Origin of the sequence: Mesorhizobium hawassense, from assembly GCF_003289945.1 — a bacterium.
GTDB lineage: Bacteria > Pseudomonadota > Alphaproteobacteria > Rhizobiales > Rhizobiaceae > Mesorhizobium > Mesorhizobium hawassense.
In genome coordinates this window covers 196,244-220,566 of the sequence record NZ_QMBP01000012.1, presented here as the reverse complement: position 1 = coordinate 220,566, position 24,323 = coordinate 196,244, and the positions used below count along the sequence as shown (strand labels likewise).

Below are 24,323 nucleotides of genomic sequence, written 5' to 3'. Positions count from 1 at the left end.
CCGAGGCTGCGGTGCGCAGCGTCCGGCAAAATGGCGAGATCAAGTGGAACGGCGGCTTCATCTACGTGTCGAAGACGCTGGCCGGCGAAGCGGTTGCCGCGACCGAGACCGAGACAGGGCAATGGGCGCTCCACTTCTATGCCCACCCGCTCGGCTTCATCGACGGCCGGCACAAGAAACTGGTCCGCCGCAGCCCCATCCAACCCCGACCAGATGGCGCTGCGGCGGACAGCAACTCAGGGAGAAAACTGTAACCCATGTATCCGGTTCAAAGTGTTACCCATCTATCGGCTGGACATCACGGTCTTAGCCGGAGCTCTTGCGGAGGCTAAGTCGTAGAAAATCCAAGAGAGGGGATTTCATAGGGCACGGACGTCCACGTTTTGCGGGAACAGCGCTCTTTTCTCGGAGGCTGGCGCGGTGCCCCCTCTCTTGCGATTTCTAACACTTAGCCTTCGGCTAAGATGTTGAAATCGCTTTCTCCCCCACCGAAGGGGAGATAGTGCCCAGCCTGGCGATGTCGCCGATTATCCGCTGAAACGCCGCCGCCGCACTTGGCACCGTGGAACGTGCCCGCAGAAAACTGTGCACCAGCCGCTTTTCCTCGCGCCACACCGCCTGTCCACCCGCAGCGAGGACGCGGTCGCGATAAGCCTCGCCATCCGACGACAGCGGATCGCACTCGGCGGTAACGATGACTGTCGGCGGCAGGCCGGAGAAATCGCGATCCCTGAGCGGCGAGAAGGTCGGATCATCGAGCGACTGACCAGGCGCGGATCGGACACGCCGGTAGAACTCGATATCGGCGAGCGTCAGCAGCGGTGCCTCGGCGTGCTCGACATAGGAGCGGCCGCTTTCGTCACCGCCCAGGCCGGGATAGATCAGCATCTGGCCAACGGCATGCCGCGCATGTTGCCGTGTCGCCTGCGCCACCGCCGCGGCCAGATTGCCGCCGGCGCTTTCGCCGCAAAGCACGATCGGCAGCGTGCTGGTCGCCGAGGCCCATTCGAACACGGCCAGCGCATCGTCGAACGAAGCGGGGTGCAGGTGTTCCGGCGCCAGCCGGTAGTCTGCCGAGATCACCTCGAATCCGGTGCCGGCGCAGATTTCCGCGCAGATGTCGTCATGGCTGTCGAGGTTGCCGAGGACGAAGCCGCCGCCGTGATAGTAGACGACGACCGCCGCTGCCGCCTTGCCCGCCGTGCGGTAGCGGCGGACCGGGATCGCATGCGCAGCGGTGGCGACGACGCCATCGCTGGTCGTCACACCGTCCGGGCGGCCTTGCTGAAATGCCACGCACATCCGGTCATAAACCGTGCGCTGCTTCGCGATGGGTGCTGCCACGATCTCGGGCGGGTACCAGCTGTTGACCTTGTCGATATAGTCCCAAAGCTCCTGGTCGAGCCGATCGGCATATCCGCCGCGGCTCGTCGGATCGGTTGGGTTGCCGGCCATTGCCGTCAGAGCTCTGCGTAAAGCCGCGCCGCATTCTCGAAAGTGAAGCGCAGCGGCACCGAGCCCTCGACCTGCCAGACAGCGACCGTATCGCCGGCCATCAGCCGGCAGGCATCGAGCGTGTTGGTGACGGCGCCGCCATAGAGCCGGTTGGCGAGGTTGAGGATGCCGGTCTGGTGCATGGCCGCGCTCGCGCTGCCGCAGGCGTCCTTGACCAAAAGCACGCGAAAACCGCGAGCCACCGCGTCCTTCACCGTGGCGTCGATGCAGGCCTCGGTCCACACGCCGGCGACCACCAGCCATTCGATAGCGGAAGCCTTGAGCTTGTCGGCGAAATCGTTCTTGCCGAAGGCGCTGGCTTCCTGCTTGACCAGCATGGTTTCACCGTCCTTCGGGCCGACTTCATGGCAGATCGCCGTCAGCGGATCGTCCTTGTCGGAGAAGGCCGACTTGCCGCTGTCGTCCACGGGGTGGAACGGCCGCGCCGCGGCGAGGTCGACGATATAGGCCCAGTGGTGGAGCGGCACGAAATTGCGCCGCGCTGCCTCCTGCAGGCGCTGGACGTTGGCGAGGATGTCGCCAAACCCCTCGACCAGATAGCGTTTGTCCTTGCGATGCTCCTCCTGGAGATCGATGAACACTGCGGCCACTGAGCCGCGCCGGATGGAGATGGGCGTTTTCATGCGGGTCTTGCTGTCGATGCGTAGGCGCTACTTGTCAAGAAACTCATCCTCATAAGGGAAGCGCGAGAGCAACTCGGTTCCCGTCTCGGTGATCAGGATCTCATCCTCCAGCTTGACGCCTTCGCGGCCGCCCTTCTCGCCGATATAGCTTTCGACGCTGACCACCATGCCGGGCACGATCATGCCGTCGCGGCCATAGGTCTCGTAATCCATCGCATGCGCGATGAAAGGCGTCTCGCCATGCATGCCGACGCCGTGCATCACCGATGTGTAGCGCTGGTCGACGAAGCGGTCGGGGATCTTCCACGCCTTCTCGGCGACCTCGCGGAACGCCATGCCTGGCTTCACGATGCCGATATTGTGCTGCACCTGGTCATAAGCCATGCGGTAGAGCGACTTCTGGTAGGGCGTCGGCTTGCCGGGTCCGCAGCGGAAGGTGCGCGAGAAGTCGGAATAATAGCCGTAGCAGCCGATAGTGTCGGTATCGAGCGCCAGCAATTCACCCGGCCGGATCTTGCGGCCGCTCGCTTCGTTGAACCACGGATTGGTGCGCTGTCCCGAGGTGAGCAGGCGGGTCTCGATGAACTCGCCGCCCTGGCGGATGACCTCGCCATACATGATGGCGAAGAGGTCGTTCTCGGAAACGCCGGGCTTGATCGCCTCGCGCACCGCCGCCACCGCGGCTTCGGCGCCCGCCATTGATGCCAGCAGGCATTTCACTTCCTCGGGCGTCTTCACCGCGCGCACAGCGAGGATCTCCCCTTGGCAATCGCGAACCTCGCAGCCGCGTTTTTCCAGCGCCAGCGCCTGCAGATGGCTGCAGCGGTCTAGGCCAAGCTTCATCGAGCCGCCGCCATGCTTCTTCAGAAGCTCGGCGATCTCGTCGGCGAAGGGGCCGGCGGTCTCATCGTCGCGACCCGAGACCGACGACCAGACCAGCTTGGACGGCCGCGCCTCATCGATCGTGTCGAGCACCATCGAGACATGGTAGCTCTGCGGATATTCGAACAGCACGATCGGCCCGTCGGTCGGGATGAAGAAATAGCGTGTCGAGTTGCGCAGGAAATAGCCGAACATATTGCGCGAGCCGGTGGCGTAACGCTGGTTATAGGGATCGAACAGCACGACGCCGCCATAGCCCGCCTCGCGCATCCAACCGCGCAGTTTTGCCAGCCTGCCCTTGCGCAGCGCGTCGGCATCGATGAAGGAGGGCTCGGTGTCGGACAGCCACATGCCGCCGGCGGGATCGGCGGCCGCCGGGTGGCGCATGCGGTCCTTGAAGTCCACATCCTCGGTGCTGTCGGGGTCGAATACGACGATGCTCATGCGGGGCCTCCTGTTCTCGCGAACATAGCGGGGCGCTCGAAGATCGCTGTGCGGAATTCCGCAGATGTTATGCTGGGTGCCGCAGGCGTGACGGGGGGGAAACGACAGGTGCCGCGATCCTTCGCGCCCCTCTGTCCTGCCGGCGTCTCACCGGGCCAGCGCGTTCCTAATGTCTTCTCCCCGCCTTCGGCGCGTGCCCATGCTCTTCGCGAAAAGCGCGCGAGAAACTCGACATCGAGGCAAACCCGCAGGCCAAGGCCACATCGCGCACCATCAGCGTCGAATGCGCCAAAAGATCGGCGGCGCGTTTCAGCCTGAGCCTCCGGTAATAGCCGTTCGGCGAGATATCGAGTTCCGCCCGGAAATTGCGCTCCAGCTTGTCCGACGACACCCCCAGCCGCTCGGCCAGCTCCGCCATGCCAAGCCTTTCCTCCACCGCGTCCTCCATGATGGCGATGGCCGACAGCACCAGCTCGTTCTGCACGCCGGTGCGCAGCCTGAGCGGCATCAGCTTGCGGTCGACGCTCGACCTCAACGGGCTGTGCACGAACCATTCCGCGACCCCCGCCGCGATCTCGGCGCCACAATCGCGCGTGATGATCTCCAGCATCATGTCGAGGCTGCCGACGCCGCCGGCAGAGGTGAAGCGCTTGCGGTCGATGACGAAGAGATCGCGCCGAAGCTCGATATCGGGAAAGGCTTCGGTGAAAGCGGCCTGGCTGGTCCAGTGCAGGGTGCAGGCATGGCCGTCGAGCAGCCCGGCGCGGGCGAGGAAGAAGGCGGCGTCCGCGACCGCGCCGATATGCGCGCCGCCGCGCAGGCTTTTCCTGATCCAGCTCATCGCGTCGTCGGCAATGACATGGTCGGCATCGCCGCCGGAGCACACTACGATGCGGTCGACCTTCGGCGCGTCGGAGGCTGAAAAGCCCGGCTGGATGACGACGCCGTTGGAGGCCTCGACCGTGCCTCGGTCGGCGCCGACGATCACCCAGCGGTAGCATTCGCGCCCGGCAAGCACGTTGGCGGCGCGCAGCGGCTCGATGACGGACGAAAACGCCATCATCGGAAAGCCGGGGAACACCAGAACGGCGAAGGTGAGGGGCGCTTCGCCTGCCCCCGGCTGGGCGCGGTCGCGTTTTCGGCTGGCTTGGGCGGCACTCACGATTGTGTATTTCCCGGGCGCTGCATTGATGGCAGAGAGAGCGGGACTCTACCGGGCGCGTCAGCGCCCTTGCAACGGAGAGACGACACGATGTTTGCGGCAACCGCCATAGACACGAGCAACAAGCAGGCCTTCTACAACGAGCTGGCGACGCAGCTGAAGGCGTTGCTGGAAGGCGAGGGCGATTCCATCGCCAATGCCGCCAATACGGCGGCGCTGATCTACCAGATGGTGCCCGACCTCAACTGGGCCGGCTTCTATTTCCTCGCTTCCGACGACGAGCTGGTGCTAGGGCCGTTCCAGGGCAAGCCGGCCTGCGTTCGCATCGCCGTCGGCAAGGGCGTCTGCGGCGCCGCCATCGAGCTCGACATGTCGATGCTGGTCAAGGACGTGCACGAATTTCCCGGCCACATCGCCTGCGATGCCGACTCGCGTTCGGAGCTGGTGGTGCTGTTGCGCGACGCCGAAGGCGCGTTCGGCGTGCTCGACCTCGACAGCCCGCTGCCCGGCCGCTTCGACAAGGAAGACCAGGCCGGCATCGAGAAGCTCGCCGCGATCTATGTCGCGGCCAGCTCGTTCGAGGAGGATGACGACTAGGTCGCCGGAACCTCAGGCAAACTTCACCAGCGTCAGACTGAAGCCCGCGATGAAGATGAAGGCCGAGAAGGCCAGCATCAGCGGGCGCAAGCCGCGCGAGCGCAACTGGGAAATGTCGGCCTGAAGGCCCATGGCGGCGAGCCCCATGGTCAGCATGACCTGGGCGGCCAAGGCGATCGCTGAATGGACCTGCGTTGGGACCGCGACCAGACTGTTCAGGGCCACGACCGCGACGAAAGCGACGACGAACCAGGGCATCGGCGGCTTGGCGCTGGAAGCCTCAGTGCTGCCGCGGCGCGCCATCAGGCCGAGCGCGATGACCATCGGCGCCAGCATCGCGACGCGGGTCAGCTTGGCGACCGTGGCGGTCTCGCCGGCCTGCGTGCCATTCTGGAAACCGGCGCCGATCACCTGCGCCACCTCGTGGATGGAGGCGCCGGCCCAAAGGCCGAAAGCGTGCTGGTCGAGCCCGAAGACTGGCGCCAGCAGCGGGAAGCCGAGCATAGCGATGGTGCCGAACAGCGTGATCGCGGCAACCGCATAGGTGACGTCCTCGTCGTGCGCTTCGGTGACGATGTTGGTGGCGACGATGGCCGAGGCGCCGCAGATCGAGGAGCCGGCGGCAATCAGCCGCGCCAGCTTGGCGTCGACGCCGAGCAGCCGGCCGAGCGTGACCGTGAACAGGAAGGTGGCACCCAGCGTGGCGGCGACGATGCCGACGCCGCCGAGGCCGATGCCCGCGACCTGGCCGAGCGTCAGCTGGAAGCCGAGCAGCACGATGGCGAAGCGCAGCAGGCGCTTTTGCGAGAAGGCGATGCCGGCCTTGGCGTGCGCGGGAAGGCCAAGCACGTTGGAATAGACCATGCCGGCGACGACCGCGAGGATCATCGGACTGAACAGGGTCAGGCCCGAGAGATTGCGCATCGAATAGGCGACGGTGGTTATCATCGCCACCAGCACTAACCCCGGCACGATGCCGGACCAGACCGGCGCGAGAGCCGGGCTGTTGCCGGCCGGATTGAGGTCGTTTGGAAGATCGTTCGCGGTGGCGGGCAGGAAAGACAATTGAATTCTCCGGGCACTCTCGCCCCCGAAATGCCATTCCAGAACCAATCTTTCCAACGAATTATGCGAGTTATAATGATCGATTTTTGCGAACGATTGAGCGGAACCGCCCAATGGGTGGCCCAACGACCGGCTCCGGCCGAGTCTTGACGCTTGCCGGCTCCTGCCTCAGCTTGCCGGGATGTCTACTGCCGCACCCGCCAATGCCAAGCGACGCCGCCTTCGCCGAGTGCGAAGCGGCAGGCTGATTGCGCGACGATAAAACCTGGCGCGACAGATCCGGTTCGTTCGTTTCCTGCCTCGCCCGCGACTTCAGCCGGCGGGGTTTTTCATATCTGGAGCCGTGTAATGACCACCACTTCTTCCATCCGGTTTCGGCCGGCCGAGGCGGCGGATGCCGTTGCCATCCGCGACATCGTGCGCGCCGCCTATACCAAATGGGTGCCGGTGATCGGCCGCGAGCCGCTGCCGATGCGTGCCGACTATGACAAGGCCGTCGCCGAGCATCCATTCGACCTCGCCATCGCGCAGGATCGCATTGTCGGCATGCTCGAGACGATGCTCGCAGCCGACCACCTCTGGATCGAGAATGTCTGCGTCGCGCCGGACGCGCAGGGCAGGGGAATCGGCCGGCTATTGCTCGAACGGGCGGAGGCCAGGGCGCGCGAGGCCGGGCGCGATGAGCTTCGCCTGCTGACCAACGGCGCCTTCGAAGCGAATGTGTCGATCTATCGAAAACAGGGTTATACGGTCGACCGGGAAGAGCCGTTCATGAATGGCACCACCGTCTATATGAGCAAGAGGATCGCCGGATGACCGCCGATCGCAGCCCGGCAATGGCTGCCGGGATCAGGCTGAAGCAACTGTCCGGCTTCTACGCGATTTCACGGCTGGAAGCCGGACATGGCATTCCCGATTGGGCGGATGGACCAGGGTTCGTCAGCATCACCAGAACCGAGGATGAACTCTCGATCACGTGTCTGCAGGATCGCGTTCCGGATATCGTCAGGCAGGATGGCGACTGGGTCGCCTTCAAATTCGAGGGGCTTTTGCCTTTGGCGAAACCGGCATCGTGTTGTCCGTCATCCGGCCGTTGTCGGAGAACGGGCTGGGCATCTTCGTGGTGTCCACCTTCGACGGCGACCACCTGCTGGTGAAGGCCGCCGATCGGGATGCGGCTGCACGGCTGCTGGGCAAGGCTGGACATACGCTGCTGTAGTCCATCCCAACCGACTTGAGCCGATATGTCGGGCCTAACGGAGGGGTGGCTCAATCGCCCGCGCTTGCGTTTGACAGGGCGCTTGCGGCATCGTTATCTCTGGCGGTATACGACGACCCAAATCCACTACAATCGAGCACCACGGCTGGCCGAGGAGGAAATCCATGTCCCACAATCTGCAGTTCTATATTGACGGCGCCTGGGTCGATCCCGTGGTGCCGAACAATTTCGACGTCATCGATCCTTCCAATGAGGACGCCTTCGCGCAGGTCTCGCTGGGCGGCAAGGCTGACGTCGACAAGGCGGTGGCCGCCGCCAAGCGCGCTTTCAACACGTTCGGCTTCACTTCGGTCGAGGAGCGCCTCGACATCCTCAACCGCGTCATCGAAATCTACAAGAAGCGCAGCAAGGACCTCGCGCTCGCCGTCTCGCGCGAGATGGGCGCGCCGCGCCAGATGGCACTGGACAGCCAGGTCGGCGTCGGCCAGGCGCATCTGGAGAAGATGGCCGAGGTGCTGAAGAGTTTTCAGTTCCGCCATGTCAAAGGCTCCTCGCTCATCGTCAAGGAGCCGATCGGCGTCGTCGGCCTGATCACGCCGTGGAACTGGCCGCTGAACCAGATCACCTGCAAGGTCGGCCCGGCGCTTGCCGCCGGCTGCACCATGGTCCTGAAGCCGTCCGAGATCGCGCCGCTCGATGCCATCATCTTCGCCGAGATCATCGACGAGGCCGGCGTGCCGAAGGGCGTCTTCAACCTCGTCAACGGCGACGGCCCGACCGTCGGCCAAGCTCTGGCCAGCCATCCGGACATCGACATGATGTCCTTCACCGGCTCGACCCGCGCCGGCATCCTGGTCGCCAAGGCGGCCGCCGATACGGTCAAGCGCGTGCATCAGGAGCTCGGCGGCAAGTCGGCCAACATCCTGTTCCCCGATGTCGATCTCCAAAGGGCCGTCACCAAGGGCGTCGCCGGCTGCTTCGGCAACAGCGGCCAGTCCTGCAATGCGCCGACCCGCATGTTCGTGCCGCGCGACCGTCACGACGAGGCCGCCGGCTATGCCAAGACGGCGGCGGAAAAATTCACCGTCGGACCGGCCGATGCGCCAGGCTCCAAGCTCGGCCCGGTGGTCAGCCAGCTTCAATTCGACAAGATCCAGGGGCTGATCCAGAGCGGCATCGACGAGGGCGCGACCCTCGTAACCGGCGGCCCCGGCCGTCCGGCCGAGCTCAATCGCGGCTATTATGTGCGCCCCACCGTCTTCGCCAACGTCACGCACGACATGCGCATCGCCACCGAAGAGATATTTGGGCCGGTGCTGTCGATCATGCCCTATGACACGGTCGAGCAGGCGGTCGAGCAGGCCAACGACACCGTCTTCGGCCTTGCTTCCTACATCCAGGCCAAGGACATCGAGAAGGCGCGCCAGGTTGCTGCCCGCATGCGCTCCGGCAATGTCTACATCAACTACCCGACCTGGGACGCGGGCCTGCCCTTCGGCGGCTACAAGCAGTCCGGCAACGGTCGCGAATATGCCGAATACGGTCTGGAGGATTTCCTCGAGATCAAGGGCATCGCGGGATATGAGGCTGCTGAATAGGGTTCACTGTTCAGCCAGCAATCGTCGGAACTGAAAAGAGCGCTGCTTCGGCCGCGCTCTTTTTTTTGAAAGCCGGTCGAAACCGGGTGAGATGACGCGATCTATCGGGCCTGGCTGATGCGATCAGGGCTGGTCGACTGCTTGTGTTTCTCGAACAATCGGAGCTTGGCCGGATATCCGAGCCGCAGTGCCGTCTGGCAGCCCGCGCATTTGAATGTGGCCACGGACTTGAACCAGGAGCCCTTCCGGACAATCGGATGCTGGCACCTCGGACATTCGAATCTGAGATCCGCGTCATTCAGGCTTTGAGGGATCGACATTTGCCACACGCCCCTAATGCACCACCGAGAGCACGCTAAAGTAGCAGTGTTTCTGTTTTGCGACCGCCGAGCAACCGTATTGTAACGAGAGTGTTTCCTGGCTACGGATGTCCGACCAGGGCGAGGCTTGCGGTCAACGCCGTGGCCAGCCGATCAAGCGTTTGTTCGCAAAGCTAATTTTCCGGGAAACGCATCAGAAAGTATGCTTGGTAAGGGTTAATTCAACCCCGCCGGGTATTGTGAAGGTGGCGGCTCCAGCTGGGTGCGGGGTTGCGTGGGCTAGAGCCGCCTGCACGGTCATTGTGTGGCAGTAGACCGCGCTGTTCCAGAATAGGACAGCGCGGTCTACGATTAGTTAATGCTAATAAAATGCGTCATGATACCCCGACGGCGCCTTCAGGCCTGCAGCGCTTCAGGAATTTATCCGCCGCGCGAAATGCTCATAGGTAATGCGCCAGGGGTCGCTCTCGGCGGCTCTTTCCTCGCCGAACCAATGAAAGCTGTCGGCGGTGATGCCGGTGAAGCGCCATCGCGTTTGCAGGCCGCGCGAGTCCTCGCCGATCTGGACGATATCCTTGCCCTCGGCGCGCCCGATCTGGCGCGAATAATCCTGGTTGAGCGGATCGCTCCAGATGATGTGCCAACCACCGACCCCGGGATCGAAGACGCGCAAGGTCGTGCCGTACATGATGGATGGGGCAGGGCGCCTCGGCCTGATCCAGAGGTCCTGTATGGCGCGGCCTTCGAGCACCCAGCCGAAGTGGCATTCGCCATCCCATTTCTGGATCGTGCCGTCGTCGAGATGGTGGACCGTGTCCATGTCCCAGCTTCCGACCAGCCATCCGTAAAGGCCCATGTCTTTGGCCATGTCGGCCGAAGGGCCTTCGGACCCGAGAGCGGCAAGAAACGGGGGCATTGCGATCGGCATGATTTTCTCCCAAGGACAACGCAAACGCGAACAGAACCGTTGCAGCGCTACGGGTTTCAAAGCTTGGGAAAAATTGCTGAAATGCCGGTTTGGATCAGATTGCCGAGGGACCAGCCGACAAAGGGACTGGGCTCCTGGTGTGCGGCACCGCTCGTTGGGAAGAATGCCACGGGCGAGCAGAAACCGTTACCCCTTTCGAAACGCAAAAAGGCCCCGCCGGCGATATGCCGGCGAGGCTCTTTCCAGCGCGACGTGCCGATTAACGGCGATCGCCGCGGCTCTCGTGGTGACCGCCATTGTTCGCGGCGCCGAGGCACATGCCATAGTAATCGTCATGGTTGCTGCACGAATTGATGGTTGCCTGCTGAGCATAAGCCGAGCTCGCCAGGCCGGCGACGGCAACAACGGCGAGAATTGCATTGCGAACGATCTTGGACATTTCGTCTTTTCCTTCGTTTGAATTCCGGTCGTGCCGGTCGATGGCGGTTTTCCCGCAGCTGGGTTTCGATTTGATGGCGCTTGAGCGCGCTTTTGTTTCGAAACGGCAACTATGCATCCGCCGGTAAGCCAGGAAGGCCTGACGCCTTGCATGCAACGATCAACTCATTTGCATGCAGATGTTTCAGAGGCAGTCGTTCTCGTTACGGGCCTCATGTTTGCGTGCAATGCGACGGAAACAGTCATCGACCATTTAGACCGCCACAATGAAGGCGGCGGGGATTGTCTCCGTCATAGCCTTGGCGAACAGGATAAGGTCTATGTCGCTTTTGAAGACGTTGAATCGCATGGGCATGGCCTTGAAATACGCGCAGGACGGCCGCAGGACGGCGCGGATGCCGAACGGGCTGCCGTCCGACACTCAGATGGATGTTTGCTGGCCGGTGATGCCGACAGCCAGGCATCTGTCGTCGAACACTTGGGGCGGCCTGAGATGACGATCGCCTGGAAGTTTTGATCTTTGACCGGTGGCAACCATCGCCGCCGGGCTTCGGGCAATGCGCCGGCACCGCGCTTCTCGGCACTTCCAAATTCGTCGCGAGCGTGTCGGCGTCCGCGGTTTACCCGCGCCCCGCCTCGATGATGCCGACCATCGCCCGGGTAAATTCGACCATGCTGTTTGCCGTGATGGCCGCGTTGTCGGGGGACTGCCCGATATGCTCGGCCGCGCCGCAGCATGACCGGCGGATGCTGTCGTAGTATGGATCTCTCTCATCGTCCGGCATCGTCGCCAAATTCAGGGCGCGGCGATGGATCATGCGCAATATCTGCGCCAATGCTGTTTCGACACTCATGCGTTTGCTCCGCATCGGTCGAGCGTCTCGGCACACAGAGCGCCGGATCGTCGATCGGGGATACTCCCGATTCGAGCAGGCTGCGCCGCAGCTGTTAATATATGGTTGATTGCTAATATAGATGGCGGATCAGCAGGGGTTTAGCCAATGGGGATGTCCTGTTCCGATGAGCTCACGGTTTGAGTTTGAGAACGGACCGGAAAACTTTGGCTGGGGAACCTGGAAGCTTTTCGAACTTTCTGGGCCGCGCCTCAGCCCGATTTGCGCGGGCTTATGGACAAAGCGGGGCAGTAGATGCGGGTTTTGGTCAATTTGACATGCATCGAGTGGAGACGGCAGCTTTGCGCCTGGAGATTTGCTTAGACGCGGCCTGAAAGGGGACGCGGCTAGCCACAGGACTGGACGTCTTAATTGCGCCAGGTCTTGCGCTTCGCCGAGCTATTTCGAACGACTCGGGTCGAACCTATGCGGACCATCTGACCAATGACTCGGGGCTATCTTCCCTGTGCTCAATGGCTCTATGTTGAGAAGGACGGCGCGATCTGGCTGCAGTTGGCCGGATGAAGGAGCACGACGTGAGTGAGACCCGGAAAATAGCAGCGATCCTGGTCTCGGATGTGGTCGGCTACAGCCGGCTCGCCGGCGCGGATGAGGATCGCATCCTAGCGCGGCTGCGGGCGCTCCGCAGCGATCTGATTGATCCGACGATTGCCGTGCATCATGGTCGCGTGGTCAAGCGCACCGGGGACGGAGCCCTTGTCGAGTTCCGTAGCGTCGTGGACGCGGTGCGCTGCGCCATCGAGGTGCAAAATGGCATGGTTGAGCGCAATGCCGGGCTGCCGCCCGACCGCCGCATCGACTTTCGCATCGGCATCCATCTGGGCGATGTCGTGGAGGAGCGCGACGGCGATCTGATGGGCGACGGCGTCAATATCGCCGCGCGGCTCGAAGGCATTTGCGAGCCTGGCAGCATCTGTCTCTCCGAGCAAGCGTACTGGCAGGTCAAGGCAAGGCTCGATCTCGCAATCAACGATCGTGGCGCGGTGCAACTCAAGAACATCGCCGATCCGGTCCGAGTTTATTCGCTGCAAGTCGGAGTCCCCGCTCAGGCGAAGCCGGCGGCAGCCGCGGAAGCCGCTGTGCCGGAGAGGCCTTCGCCACAGCTCGCGCTGCCCGACAAGCCTTCAATTGCCGTGTTGGCGTTTCAGAACATGAGCGGCGATCCTGATCAGGAATATTTCGCCGACGGGATAACCGAGGATGTGATCACCGACCTCTCTAAAGTCAGCGGCCTGCTGGTGATCGCGCGCAATTCGAGCTTCGCCTATAAGGGCAAGGCTGTCGACGTGCGGCAGGTGGCCCGTGAGCTCGGTGTCCGCTCGGTGCTTGAAGGGAGCATCCGCCGCGCCGGCAACCGGGTAAGGATTACCGCTCAGCTGATCGATGCGGAAACCGGCGGACACCTGTGGGCCGACCGCTTCGATCGCGAACTGAGCGACGTCTTCGCGGTCCAGGATGAGGTCACCCGGCGGATCGTTGACGCGCTGATGATCGAATTGAGCCCGAGCGAAGCCGCGATGCTTGGTGCTGTCAAAACGACCAGCAAGGCACACGACTTTTTCCTGCTCGGGCGCGAGGCGCTATGGGGGACCATCAGGAACCGTGGCGTGTTCGAGCGCTCGACCGACCTATTCGCGCAAGCGATCGCCCAGGATTCGAACTATGGCGAACCCTATGCCGGGCTCGCAATGGCCGAGGTGCTCAACTGGCAGTTCCATTGGACGGATGGCTGGAGCGAGTCGCTTGAAAAGGCCGAGCGCCATGTCGACTTGGCCTTGCAGAAGAGCCCGCAGGTTGCCTTCGTGCACTACGTCGCCTCGGTCTTTTACTTGTGGAACAAGGATCTCGACCGATCCGCGGCTGAAGCGGACGCGGCGCTTAATCTCAATCCGAACTACGCTCAGGCACACAACTCGCGCGGCATCGTCAACATCTATGGCGGCCAGCCCCTCGCGGCTATTCCCCATATCGAACAAGCCATCCGGCTCGATCCCGCGTTGAGGCAGCTATACATCCACTTTCTCGGCTCTGCCTATCTTGTCGCCGGCAAATTCGAAGCTGCCTCGGCGCTGTTCAGGGAGCGTATCCGGCTCGCCCCGAACACAGACCTCTCTCGCGCTTTTCTTGCTGTTGCGCTCGGCCATTTGGGCGAGGCCGAGGAAGCCGGCCGGGTCTGGCGCGAACTGATGGAGATCAATCCGAAATACTCATTTGCCGAGCATGTCGGACGGCTCCCCTTCCGCGATCAGGCCGACGTTGACCATCTGTCCGAGGGCCTTAGCAAGGTTGGCCTCCCGAGTTAGATGCAAATTGGCATCGAGCTGGCTGTCTTGCTGAAGGGCATCGTCTCGGCTCTACTTCCCGAGCTTCAAATATGGCGTTCGCACAAAGGGAGCCACGTCCGTCCTGGCACAAGGCCGGTGCCAGGATGAGGTCGCCCTCGGCCACTTCGTGATCGGTTAGACCCCGAGCCCGGTTCACGCAACGCTCCGAACTCTCCAGCGCATCTATCGCGCAGCCTGTTTCAGCTCGGATCGTAAATTCTCCCAGCCTTGATGTCGATCAAGGGGGCTCGTGGCCTTCTTCGCTATCAAACCGTGATGATCGAGAACTCAGCCTTCCCAACGTGGCACGGCGTGGCGAGCCCTACTGGTCGCGACCGGCTATCGAGGTACTGCAGGAATGCCGCTCTCGACCCACCGGGCTGACTTCGACCGAGGCGCGCAACTGGCTTTCGCGCCAGGGGCCAAACACGTTCGCCGAGCTGGCGGTCCTGTTGCGGCAGTTTTGCAATCCACTGGTTCTGATGAGCCGAGCGACAGTCCGGGGCCTGATTGAGGATGCCTGTTCAGCCGGTCACCGACAGGGTGCGTTGCCCTTCCCGGGTGGACCGGAATTGGAGGCGACGGAGGCGCACCGAAGGTGAGCGGCATTTTCGCGACAATAGCAGGGCGCTTCACCCCCTTGGAGCTGATGGCCGACGCGATGCGCCCTGGCGGAAGTTTCCCAGTTTTGTCCGGCGCGCCAGCGGCACGTATGAGGTCTATATCAGCGGGCGGATGACGATCCCGTCGGCATAGGCAGGATCTCGACCGGGCGGCCGACGGCCGTCGACAGGACCGAGTATTTGTTGGTGTCGAAGCGAACCGTACAGGTCTTCGACACCGAGGTCGGCACCGTGTGGAAGCCGTCGAAGGGCCGCGATACTCGACTATAGCCATCGCGCCACGGGGCGTCTCCGACCTTCTATCGTAACGAGGCGGCGCACGGTGATCTGCGCGCGTTGCGGCGGCGCGGAGAAATCGACGTCCCAGAATGAGGGATCAATGACTTGTTAAAAACGGGCATCATTCACGCCGCCTCCGCAGAGACAGACTCTTACCGTTGGCATCGGTTGCGGCGGGCGCTGTTTGCAAAAACGCAGTTGGTTGTGACGGCGCTCAGGCCTTACGGCTGCAGTTGCGTGTAACCCTGCTGGACAAGTTCGATGACGCGAAAATTTGCGCCGGCGTTGATCTTCACGCCAGGCAGCATGTCGGCATTTACCCAATGATTGTCCACCATCGTCTTGCCGCACTCCTCGAACTGGACGCCCAGTTCCTGAAATTCCGCGATCTGCTTCTTGTAGGGATTGCCGTCCTGCCATTTACGCACTCGATTATATGTATCGTCATCGAGAAGCATGTAGCCGGACTCACCGTGAAACACCGCGATGATGTCCGCCTTGGCACCGTCTTGTTGAAAGTGGCTGGTCATCACGCGGATATAGGATAGCGCCGCTGGCTCGTCGCCTTCGAAGGCCGGGCGACTGATATTCAGAACGACCTTCGCTTCCTTGATGTTTGCGGGGATGTCGATCGTGATGCCGCCGCGATCAGCGCTCTCTTCGGCGAAGGCAGGAGAGAGCGCGAACATCGCCAACGCAAGCGACGCCGTAATCGCTTGGATGTGCAATTTCAGGTGCTTGAGTCGCCGGCTCGTCAGAGTGGGGGTTTCATGCATCGCCAAGGACCTTTCATAAAGCTTGCGAATCTGTGTTCCCTTCGAGCCCTGCCAAAATCATATATCGACGTAGGGAAGTTCGTTTTTGTTGGAGAGGTAGGATCGCGTAACGTTGAGGGCGAACGAAGAATACATGCAAACTAGGGATCCTGCTTTCAGTATCACATAAGCCGCAAACAAAACCGGGTTGTCCGACTCTTTCAGCTTGGGTGGAGGATTAATGAAAAGCGCCACAAATATAGATCCCACCATGCCGAATTTCAGTCCCCTCTGAGCATCGGATACGTCCTTTTCGTCAAATGACGCAATCGTATAGTTTGTGCAAACTAAAATGAATCCCAAGGCCCCTAGGGCGGCGTTGATTGCATAATAAAGCATTGGCTGAACGTTATCGTCCGCTGACTGTAGATACGACGTGATACACAGTATTATTAGTATATATATAACCGCACCTTCTATTAGAAGAACAAGAGTGTTTTTGGCTGGGTTGTTCAAGGTTGTTATTATGGATACTGCGGCAGTTAAAGTTTTCAGCGTCGACGATATTACGCTCACGTATTTTAGGGGTTTACCTTTTAGGACGATTGCGACTGTAGACAGAATTGCCGTAGAAAATCGACACCCCGCCGCGACGCACGACAAAATGAATGTCGCATACCATGGCATTGCTGGGGACTTGCTATCCATCAGTGCTTGCGTAGCACGCGGTGCAGAACCGTGCTGCGCGGAGAGGATCGTCTGAAAAGCATCGAGCGAGTCCGCGCCGTATAGCGCGTCGGCTTGCGCGCCGGAGAATGGCGCTTTGTCCGTCACAAGCTTGCAAATTACAGTCGCCGGGATTGCAGCGATCAGGCAACTGACGTCCAGAACCGTCAGCTTGCTGCCAGGTGCGATGATATTCTCGTACAGCCACGTGATAACTGGGATGTTGATATGGGCGTTCAGGATGGAGTCGATTGCCTCGATCGCAAGTTGGGTCACATCGCAGACGACCGTCACGATATTCTTCGCCGTATCGAGCAGCGCGTCAGTGAACGCGACAATCACCCGGTTAAATATCGCTTCGAGATCGAAGTGCATTATGTTCTTTGCGACGTCGACAACGATTTCATCATAGGCGGTCTGAATGGCCTTGATCTCGTCTTCTCCAATGCCCTCGAGCGTTTTGGCGATCGAGTCCGAAGGCAGATCGGAATGCGTGGAACTCGCTCGACCAACCGTGTGACGGTTGACCTTGCTGGCGATCCAACTCGTTTTCGTGTCCTTGGTGAGGGATTGGGCCTTGCTGCCTTTGGGCGCGGCTGCGATGGTCATGTGCGATACCCCGTCCGCGGGCCATTTCAAAGTCTTCTTGGCCAGGTCTGGCTTCAGCCTATCGAGAGCTGCGATCACGTCCTTTTCAACAGATGAGATGGAGGTTTCGATGTGTTTGAAAGCAAGCTGCGTCATTTTCCGCATCACCACGTGGGTGTTGAGAATGTCTCCCCATTCAAATAGGAAGCTCAGCCATTCGATGAGTTCCTCGATGGCCGCGCCGATCTGTTGAAAGACCCATTCAACGACGTTCCAGACCTGCTCCGCGAATTTCAGCACGGCTGAGAACGCCGTCTTCAAGCCATGGATGACGATCCGCAGCCCGTCATCGACCTTCTCGATAACGATCTTCGCGACATCGATCAGGCCGTTTTTCACGGCTTCCCACGCATCGCCGAAAGCGTGTTCGATGGAGTCGAAGATACCTTCCGGGGCGGCCAGGCGGGCCGGCGTCGCGGCTGTCGTCGGTAGCGTCAGAACAACGCCGTTTTGTAGATGCGAAACGTCGAGAGGCGTCGCCACTGCGCTGCTGAGCGGCTTGATGTCATATGATTCCGGGCCGGCATCGCCGACATCAACGTCGACGTCATCGGCTTTGCCGGGCTTCGCTAGGCGGGTCTGTACCTTGACGAGTTGGCGCAGGGACTGTGCCGCATCGGAAAGCTGGGCCGATCGACCCGCGGGGACCAGCGGTACCTTCTTGCCGCCCCGTGTGACGGTTGCCCCCTTCAGGTCGTCGACACTGATGGATTTCAGCCGGTTTCCCACCGCGGTCTTGGGGTCGAAGTCGATGGCCTCCTTCATGAAATCGCCGGTGAGCCGGATCTTGGGGGTCGCGAGACCCTTTGCCGCCGTCGCAACGCTGAGCATGCCGAGAGCGTTGGTCTCGGCCGTGGCGACCTGGCCGGACTGGTCGACGAAGAAATGCGACCCGTCGACGGAGACGAGGCTGAGCGACGAAGCCGAAATCTTGACGGTCTGGTTGGCAAGAGGAGCGCCATCCGCATCGCTGAGCGTGATCTGCGTCGTATAGGCGCTGCACTCCACGGTCTTGGTCAGATTGCTTTTATCGACCGGCAGCAGGATCGATCGCGCCGACCATAGCGTCGTCGTGCGGTCCTGCGCGAGATGGGTAAGGGAATGATTCTGGTCGACCGTGAAGAGATCGATCTCGCCGCTCACCGGATTGCGCCACGCGGTCATCTCACCGATCTGCTTTTGCAGTGCGATCGGCTGTCCCCAGCCGCCGGCAGGCTTCTCTTCCACGAAGGACAGGATGCCGTTCTTGTTCAGCCACCAGATTTCGAGCCGGCCGTCGGGATGGCGCCCTGTCGCCATTGCAAGCGCCGAAGCGTCCGGCCCCATGGGCACGATCTTGGTAGACGCTTCCGACACGTCCGCTGCATCCTGCGTCATCTGCTGCTTGGGGCTGAGCCCGTAAAGGCTGTCGGTGCCGAGGAACAATTGCGTATCGCCGGACGGCAGGCCGATCGCCGCAAGCGCGGTCGGGCTGGTGGTAACCGGTATGACGTGGTTGTAGACGGTGAAATCGGGAAATGAGGTCACGATCACGCGTGTCGAGACGTCATCGACGCGGAGCAGCGTATAGATCAGTCCCTCGAGCCCCGCGACGCCGGCTTCAAGCTTTGCATTGTGTCCGATCGCCATATCCACGACACCGCTGCCATTGAGCGGCAAAGGGACTTCCTGCCAGATGGTGTTCCCACCCTTCGGGTCGGGATGAAGGAAGAAGGTGGACATGTGCCGTTGCCCGTCGACGGTAGCCACGGCAACGACGGGCCGGCCGTCGGTGGCGGAGCCGGTTGTCATCGCGGTTATTTCCACGCCGGTGCGCGAGCCTCTCGGGCTCCAGCGCTTCGGCTTCGGCGTGAGTGAGAAATCCGTCGCGACATAGACCGTCCGCTCGGCACCCGATTGCGGTGCAGTCGCGATGGCCAGGATCGGCGAACCGTCAACCGCCTGCGCGGCGCACAGATGCAGTGTGCGGATCCCCGCCGGCAGATCCGCGCTGAGATCAGTTCGCTTCCATCCCGTGCTCGAACCCGGCGCCTTGGTGAGCATGTAGACATGCTCGTCGACGCCGATCGAGAAGAGAAGGAGCGTGCCGTCCTTCTGCATCGCCGCCACGATATCGCGGTCGCCGGCCAGCTCGCTTCCCGGTACATAGTCTTTCATGATTTCAGAACGGAGGCTGACATTGATCATCGATCTCTCCTGCAGAGATTGGGATTGCCGCGAAGGTTTTTTTGAGCCACGTGTCACCAGTTAAGGTGGCCGCCTCAATTCTTAATCGTGGTCGTCATCTTGAGATGGCCCTGTGGCGTCGTGGCGATGTCCTTGAAGAAGAACTCGGAGCCAGCGGCCAGGATAATGCGCGACTTCAGGTTCAACCCGCTGGCTTCGAGTGGCGCCGCGATGCCCTTGGGCCACGCCTGGCTCTCCATGTTGTGGAAAATGCCGTTAACTTTGTTGTCTGAGATCGCCGACATTGCTGTGTCCGCGATCATGGAGATCACTTGCTCGAATTCACCGAGTGAGTTCGGATGCTTATGGATGTTGTTGCTTGTCTTGCTGTTGACGAGGTTGAGCGTCAGATTATTGCCCCCGTCGAGGCCAAAAAGAAAATCCGCGTTCCAGAACATCTCGACATCTGCATATCCAATATAACTTCCGGCCATGTCTTTCGCATCGACCTTGAACGCGACGCGGATTTGACAGGAATATTGGGGCTTGTTGGCAACCGGCGTGAAGGTGATCGTCGTGGATTTATCCGATTTTCCTGATTTATGCGCGGTGACGGTATTGTTCGATTGCTGGAAATCCTGTGGCTGGAACCCAAACAATTTTGCAACTGGGGGCACCAGTAATTCCATTACGAGGCGCTCGGCGATCACGTAGGTGCCTTGGACCTGATCAGAACTGATCCAGTTGCTGTCGAAGAGCCCCGACTTGGCGTCGGAAGGAACAGCTCGTCCTTGCGTTTGCGACAGGAAGTTCAGACTACTCCGGCCGGGATCCGAGCCTTCAGCGTAAATTGAATAGCTGGATCCCGTCGGCACGAACATCGCATCCTTTGGCGGCACTTTCTTGTTTGTTACCGCATAGCCGAAGATGAAGGGATTGTTCGATCCACGGAGGGTCTCGATCACGCTTTGCACCACGGCGCGCAGTTGGGTGATCACGTTGGGGGAGACGAGGTCGGCGTTCTTTACACCAGCGGCCGGAATGAACTCGTAGCTGTCCGTAATCAAGTCCGCGTCCTCGAAGTTGAGAAACAGATGACGAATGTCGTACATGTCGACGGTGAAGGCCTTCAGTTGCCGCTTGACTGCATCTGGAATGAGCTTGTGTGCCGCGATGTCTGTCTGGGCGATTTCCGCAAGACTCATATTAACCGTGACTTTCAGCCCCCAGCCCTTCATCTGGATCGTTTTGCTGATGACGGCAGGCTTGCCGTTTGCGTCACGGCCGAGGCTCGAATAGGTCATCGTTCCTCCGGTAAACGGAAAGATGACGTTGAGCGCTCTTGCGCCGACGTTGCCTGTCACTGCGTCGACGGTTGGGGTTCCGACCGAAAGGTCGATAGACCAGAATCCATCGGGGTCGGCGGCCTTCCAAGTGGTTGGCATAACCGAGAGGGCTGATAGTAGCTCCAACTGGTTATTGATCGTCTTCTGGCTGACCGCGTAGACAAGGTCGTAGCCGCTCAACTCGTTTAACCCGCTCATCCCTGTCTCCTGCCGCTGGTCTGCGGTCGGGGAGACTGTCACGCCAGGACTGACACCGTTAGTCAGTTTGTCTCATGGAACAGGACGTTTTATCTCCGCGGCATGGATCGGTTTTGCAACGAAAAGACTTGGTATAATAATCGTTAATTTCACGACAAATTTTTTACTAAACTTCCGCCTGCAAGTTTATTCCTATTTTAACGCCGCCATAGCCAAAGTATATATCTCAAGTTTCAGAAATATCAGTCAGGTCTTTATTAGTATTTTCTGTAATATGCTGTCACAATTCTGTTTGATAGAATACAGTCCAGGCGGCGGAGCCGTGAAATCAGCACCCACATCTCTCGCGAATCTGACCACGACATCGGTGCCGGTCGCAGACCACCTGGACTTCTGGCAGGAGCAGTTCACATCCTGCGTGATATCCCGGCCTACAAACAGTACCGGAGCCGATTTCTGTAGCGAGTTGCTTCGATGCAAGGATAGTGACGGAACGTCCTTCATTCATATCCGCGGCGACCCGCTGATATGCGGCTTCGGCAACCGCGAGAGCGGCCTGGTGCTTGTCGGGTGCGTGCGCTCGGGGATGTTCGAGGTCAGTCATGACGATGAGTGCACAACGGTGCTTGATAGCAACAGCGGGCTGATCCTGTTGGATTGCGACCGCCTTTTTGTGACCTCGTCCACTCGGTACGAACTCGCGCAGCTTGCGCTTCCTCGTTCGCTGATAATGAGTGTGCTTGGCCCCAGACCGGCGTTGCGTGACAAAGCTGTTGTCAAGTTACCAAAGAGCGGTTTGACGCCAATCCTGCTTGCCCATCTCGACGCCATGTCACGCCATGGCACCGAACTGGATAAAGCCGACGCTGCGGCCGCAATGCACTCGATGGCCTCTCTCGCGATCGCCATGCTCTCACGCCTTGCACAAGGCGAAGATCGAAAGAACGAACTCGACGAATATCTCTTCGCCGCAGCCAGGCGCTACATAGAGGCGCATGCTTCACGCCACGATCTGACTGCCGCTCGCATTGCAACAGCTATAGGGTGTTCACGCGCGCGTCTCTATCGACTGTTCGCCGATCGATCGATGTTTGTTGCCGGTCTCTTGCGGGAAGTTCGGCTTACGCGTGCACGCGCCTTGATCGAGACATACCCTAGGCGGCCGGTTGGGCAGATTGCATTCGATTGCGGATATTCCGATCTCTCAACTTTCGGCAAGGCGTTCAAGCGGCGTTACGGGATGTCGCCAATCGAATATCGCGGAGAGGTCATCAGAGAAAACCATCCGCATTTCAGGGAGACGTCTCGCCGATCGTGATGTTTGGGAATAGTAAGACGCAGGAAGGAAACGATTTTAGGGAAGTGGGGATATGATAGACGCGGGCACGTTAGCGACATTGAACCGTGCAACGCGAGAGAGTTCAGTTGTCAGCGCATTGGATGACGCCTATTGGCGAGGCGCGGCGTTAGGCTTGCTCACCGTGCGGGTCGTGCACGGTTTCATATATTGGGGCGGGGGCTCGCGCCGCTTCATTTACGATCCCGAAAAACTTGACCCGAGCGCACATAACTGGATGGCGAACAAGTTACAGGATGCCATGCCCGGTGCGCTTTTTGGAACCGATCAGGCCATCTCCTTCGTACTCAAACACTTCGATCTTCTCTATGCGACGATCATCGTGTTCAGTGCTGCCGAGTTGATCGCGGGGATGATGCTCATCGCGGGCTTTATGACGCGCGCCGCCGCGTGTGCGTCTCTCGGCATTTCAATCATCTTGATGGCGATGTTCGGATGGATAGGTGCTGTATGTCTCGAGGGATGGACGATGGCCGCATCCAACATCGCCATGGCCTGCACCCTAATGCTTAACGGCAGTGGCGCATATTCGGTTGATAATTTGCTGCTCAGGCGCCGTCCGCATCTGGCCACGCATCGCTGGTTCCGATGGACCAATGGAAGCCTTCCTTTGCCGCTCTCAGAAGGGACTTTCCAGAAGGTCGCGCTGCTAGGCTTCTTTCTCGCCACGATCTTTGTGGTCGGGCTCTACAGTCACTTTCGCGGCGCTGTGTTGACCTCATTTCATCCTGGTCCAGTGAGCCCATCGGTAACCCATTTCAGCGTGGGAAACGCGAGGTTGAGCGGAAACTTTGTCAGCCTTCACGTCTACCTCGATGCTGGCACGCCCGAAGCTCCAGCCTTTATAGTGGAAGCGGCGGTCGAGGACAGCTCCGGAAAGATTCTCGCCCATTGGGACGCGACAGAACTCGCAGCCCTGCCCTCAGATCACATCAAGAACGAGTACGCGTATAATCAGGTCGTCCCGGGGCCGCACGGGCTGATTGCCCGCATGGGCGCAAAGGCAGAAATACGATTACCACTTGAGCATTCGCTTCCTGCTGCGGCGCCAAATGCCGTTATCAGGTTGGTTGCTGTCGATGGTCAAAGCTTCCGCGGCGACCTCAATATGGACAACAGCAATTCGAGCTCTCTGGCAGAAGAGCAGAGGTAGGATTTCTGACTTCCGTTTCCCCCATCGATTGTGATGTAGCATTGCTTTCCGCCAATTCTGTCATTGGCGCAGCTCAAGCCGCATTCGCATCGGACCATCCATAACTCTCCTGGAGCTTTCGGTCCTCCTGGCGAGCACGAACATGCCGACGATCCCGTCGGGAGTGCCCTAACTGAAACAGGGTCATTCCATTGTGCTCTCAAGCAAGAGCAGAAGCAGGAAACCAGCGAAAAACATAGCCGTGACCCAAGGCCGGTCTGGGGTCTCGTGAGCCTCGACGAGGAGTTCTTCCGTCACCAAATATAGAAGCGCGACCACGCCGAAGGCAAAGAAGCCGGTAAGATACGGGCCAGGAAGTGTCGAAATCGGGACTGCGGCAACTGCACCGAGCGGCGCAAAAGTACGAGCAAGGCGGTAACTGCGACGACCCAGATGGGAGTTTTGACCGACTCGCCGAGTTCGACCGCTACAGTCAACCCGAGAAAGAGCACTTCGATTGTGAGTGCAATCGTCAGAAGCAACCCGACCTTGGCGCCGGCCACGAAACCGAGACCAAGCACCAGACCATCGACGAGAATGTCAGCTCCGACGATCGTCAAGAAGCCGATCTGTCCCTTGCTCCTCTCCTCGAGGTTCTTCAGCAGCAGCATGACGACCACACCCACGGCGCCGCCGATGGCGACGGGCACGGCTGACCCTTCGTGCTTCAGGCCCGGGAGAATTTCACCTGCCGCAGCGGCGAAGACGACGCCGGCAGCGAAATGCTGAATTGCGCTGACAAGCGCGGCCCCGGGGCGGCGATAAGCAGCAATTGCGGCTCCAAGAATTGCGGCACCCACAGGAATGAGCGTGTAGACAAAAGAGGCCATTCCGAATGATTGCGGCATAGCGTATCCCCCATGGCCGAAATCGCACGGCGGAAGATAGTATTAGAAGCCAGTGTCTAAGGACGATACCCTAACTTTCTCGGGTCGACATCGACCTGTCTACAATCGCTCGGAAACCGTGCCGGAAAACGCGCCGCCGCAGGCTATCTTTTGGCC

19 protein-coding genes and 4 pseudogenes are annotated in these 24,323 nt (G+C 60.3%); 10 read left to right on the top strand and 13 right to left on the bottom strand.

The features are described 5' to 3' along the window. Positions 1-254, top strand: a pseudogene (locus DPM33_RS23785) (integrase); the annotation flags it as partial. Between the two features lie 205 nt (positions 255-459). On the opposite strand, the gene DPM33_RS23780 reads toward DPM33_RS23785, so the two are convergent. The 4 genes from DPM33_RS23780 to DPM33_RS23765 all read right to left on the bottom strand — a co-directional run bounded on the left by DPM33_RS23780 (position 460) and on the right by DPM33_RS23765 (position 4,527). Beyond that, positions 460-1,455: an alpha/beta hydrolase gene (locus DPM33_RS23780; protein ID WP_112099833.1), complete on the bottom strand. Its 996-nt coding sequence runs from the start codon at positions 1,453-1,455 to the stop codon at positions 460-462. A gap of 5 nt (positions 1,456-1,460) precedes the next feature. Then, the gene (locus DPM33_RS23775; protein WP_112099832.1) at positions 1,461-2,138 is read right to left on the bottom strand and encodes an isochorismatase family protein; all 678 of its coding nucleotides are present in this window, start codon (positions 2,136-2,138) and stop codon (positions 1,461-1,463) included. Positions 2,139-2,165: 27 nt separating this feature from the next. Beyond that, on the bottom strand, positions 2,166-3,464 hold the full coding sequence (locus DPM33_RS23770; RefSeq protein WP_112099831.1) for a M24 family metallopeptidase: 1,299 nt from the start codon (positions 3,462-3,464) through the stop codon (positions 2,166-2,168). 166 nt (positions 3,465-3,630) lie between these two features. Next, positions 3,631-4,527 (bottom strand): GlxA family transcriptional regulator, encoded by an 897-nt coding sequence (locus tag DPM33_RS23765; RefSeq protein WP_245442343.1) that lies wholly within the window; start codon positions 4,525-4,527, stop codon positions 3,631-3,633. A 189-nt stretch (positions 4,528-4,716) separates the two neighbouring features. On the opposite strand from DPM33_RS23765, the gene DPM33_RS23760 reads away from it, so the two are divergent. Then, on the top strand, positions 4,717-5,223 hold the full coding sequence (locus DPM33_RS23760; protein ID WP_112099829.1) for a GAF domain-containing protein: 507 nt from the start codon (positions 4,717-4,719) through the stop codon (positions 5,221-5,223). A gap of 12 nt (positions 5,224-5,235) precedes the next feature. On the opposite strand, the gene DPM33_RS23755 is transcribed toward DPM33_RS23760, so the two are convergent. Continuing rightward, positions 5,236-6,288 carry a YeiH family protein gene (locus DPM33_RS23755; RefSeq protein ID WP_425373568.1) on the bottom strand — a complete coding sequence of 351 codons (1,053 nt, stop codon included), beginning with the start codon at positions 6,286-6,288 and terminating at the stop codon, positions 5,236-5,238. Between the two features lie 348 nt (positions 6,289-6,636). On the opposite strand from DPM33_RS23755, the gene DPM33_RS23750 reads away from it, so the two are divergent. The 3 genes and pseudogenes from DPM33_RS23750 to DPM33_RS23740 all read left to right on the top strand — a co-directional run bounded on the left by DPM33_RS23750 (position 6,637) and on the right by DPM33_RS23740 (position 9,105). Next, positions 6,637-7,104: a GNAT family N-acetyltransferase gene (locus DPM33_RS23750; RefSeq protein WP_112099828.1), complete on the top strand. Its 468-nt coding sequence runs from the start codon at positions 6,637-6,639 to the stop codon at positions 7,102-7,104. A gap of 20 nt (positions 7,105-7,124) precedes the next feature. Next, positions 7,125-7,507: pseudogene (locus tag DPM33_RS23745) on the top strand (ACT domain-containing protein). A gap of 164 nt (positions 7,508-7,671) precedes the next feature. Continuing rightward, on the top strand, positions 7,672-9,105 hold the full coding sequence (locus DPM33_RS23740; protein WP_112099827.1) for an aldehyde dehydrogenase family protein: 1,434 nt from the start codon (positions 7,672-7,674) through the stop codon (positions 9,103-9,105). A gap of 732 nt (positions 9,106-9,837) precedes the next feature. Here the strand turns inward: DPM33_RS23740 and DPM33_RS23730 are convergent. Continuing rightward, entirely contained in the window at positions 9,838-10,353 is a 516-nt protein-coding gene (locus DPM33_RS23730; protein WP_112099825.1) for a hypothetical protein, read from the bottom strand. Positions 10,354-10,612: 259 nt separating this feature from the next. Then, positions 10,613-10,792 (bottom strand): hypothetical protein, encoded by a 180-nt coding sequence (locus tag DPM33_RS23725; RefSeq protein WP_112099824.1) that lies wholly within the window; start codon positions 10,790-10,792, stop codon positions 10,613-10,615. Between the two features lie 111 nt (positions 10,793-10,903). Here DPM33_RS23725 and DPM33_RS35920 point away from each other — a divergent pair, with 111 nt between their 5' ends. After that, a complete protein-coding gene (locus tag DPM33_RS35920) occupies positions 10,904-11,308 on the top strand; it encodes a hypothetical protein (RefSeq protein WP_167449193.1) in 405 nt (134 codons plus the stop codon). 103 nt (positions 11,309-11,411) lie between these two features. Here DPM33_RS35920 and DPM33_RS23720 read toward each other — a convergent pair whose 3' ends face one another. Further along, on the bottom strand, positions 11,412-11,645 hold the full coding sequence (locus DPM33_RS23720) for a hypothetical protein (RefSeq protein WP_041011524.1): 234 nt from the start codon (positions 11,643-11,645) through the stop codon (positions 11,412-11,414). Positions 11,646-12,220: 575 nt separating this feature from the next. Here DPM33_RS23720 and DPM33_RS23715 point away from each other — a divergent pair. Then, the gene (locus DPM33_RS23715) at positions 12,221-14,008 is read left to right on the top strand and encodes an adenylate/guanylate cyclase domain-containing protein (RefSeq protein WP_112099852.1); all 1,788 of its coding nucleotides are present in this window, start codon (positions 12,221-12,223) and stop codon (positions 14,006-14,008) included. 323 nt (positions 14,009-14,331) lie between these two features. After that, complete coding sequence (locus DPM33_RS37810; RefSeq protein ID WP_167449192.1) at positions 14,332-14,631, top strand: cation-transporting P-type ATPase; 300 nt, start codon at positions 14,332-14,334, stop codon at positions 14,629-14,631. Between the two features lie 158 nt (positions 14,632-14,789). Here the strand turns inward: DPM33_RS37810 and DPM33_RS37805 are convergent. The 4 genes and pseudogenes from DPM33_RS37805 to DPM33_RS23690 all read right to left on the bottom strand — a co-directional run. Further along, a pseudogene (locus tag DPM33_RS37805) lies at positions 14,790-14,903 on the bottom strand (Mu transposase domain-containing protein); the annotation flags it as partial. A 249-nt stretch (positions 14,904-15,152) separates the two neighbouring features. Beyond that, a complete protein-coding gene (locus tag DPM33_RS23700; protein WP_112099822.1) occupies positions 15,153-15,707 on the bottom strand; it encodes a DsrE family protein in 555 nt (184 codons plus the stop codon). A gap of 57 nt (positions 15,708-15,764) precedes the next feature. After that, the gene (locus DPM33_RS23695) at positions 15,765-19,247 is read right to left on the bottom strand and encodes a hypothetical protein (protein ID WP_112099821.1); all 3,483 of its coding nucleotides are present in this window, start codon (positions 19,245-19,247) and stop codon (positions 15,765-15,767) included. 74 nt (positions 19,248-19,321) lie between these two features. After that, positions 19,322-20,770 carry a hypothetical protein gene (locus tag DPM33_RS23690; RefSeq protein ID WP_112099820.1) on the bottom strand — a complete coding sequence of 483 codons (1,449 nt, stop codon included), beginning with the start codon at positions 20,768-20,770 and terminating at the stop codon, positions 19,322-19,324. A 322-nt stretch (positions 20,771-21,092) separates the two neighbouring features. On the opposite strand from DPM33_RS23690, the gene DPM33_RS23685 reads away from it, so the two are divergent. Together DPM33_RS23685 and DPM33_RS23680 are read left to right on the top strand one after the other, a co-directional pair. Then, entirely contained in the window at positions 21,093-22,088 is a 996-nt protein-coding gene (locus DPM33_RS23685) for a helix-turn-helix transcriptional regulator (protein WP_167449191.1), read from the top strand. Between the two features lie 52 nt (positions 22,089-22,140). Further along, positions 22,141-23,280 carry a TQO small subunit DoxD gene (locus DPM33_RS23680; RefSeq protein WP_112099818.1) on the top strand — a complete coding sequence of 380 codons (1,140 nt, stop codon included), beginning with the start codon at positions 22,141-22,143 and terminating at the stop codon, positions 23,278-23,280. A gap of 183 nt (positions 23,281-23,463) precedes the next feature. Here the strand turns inward: DPM33_RS23680 and DPM33_RS23675 are convergent. Next, positions 23,464-24,149: pseudogene (locus tag DPM33_RS23675) on the bottom strand (ZIP family metal transporter). Positions 24,150-24,323 lie beyond the last annotated feature (174 nt).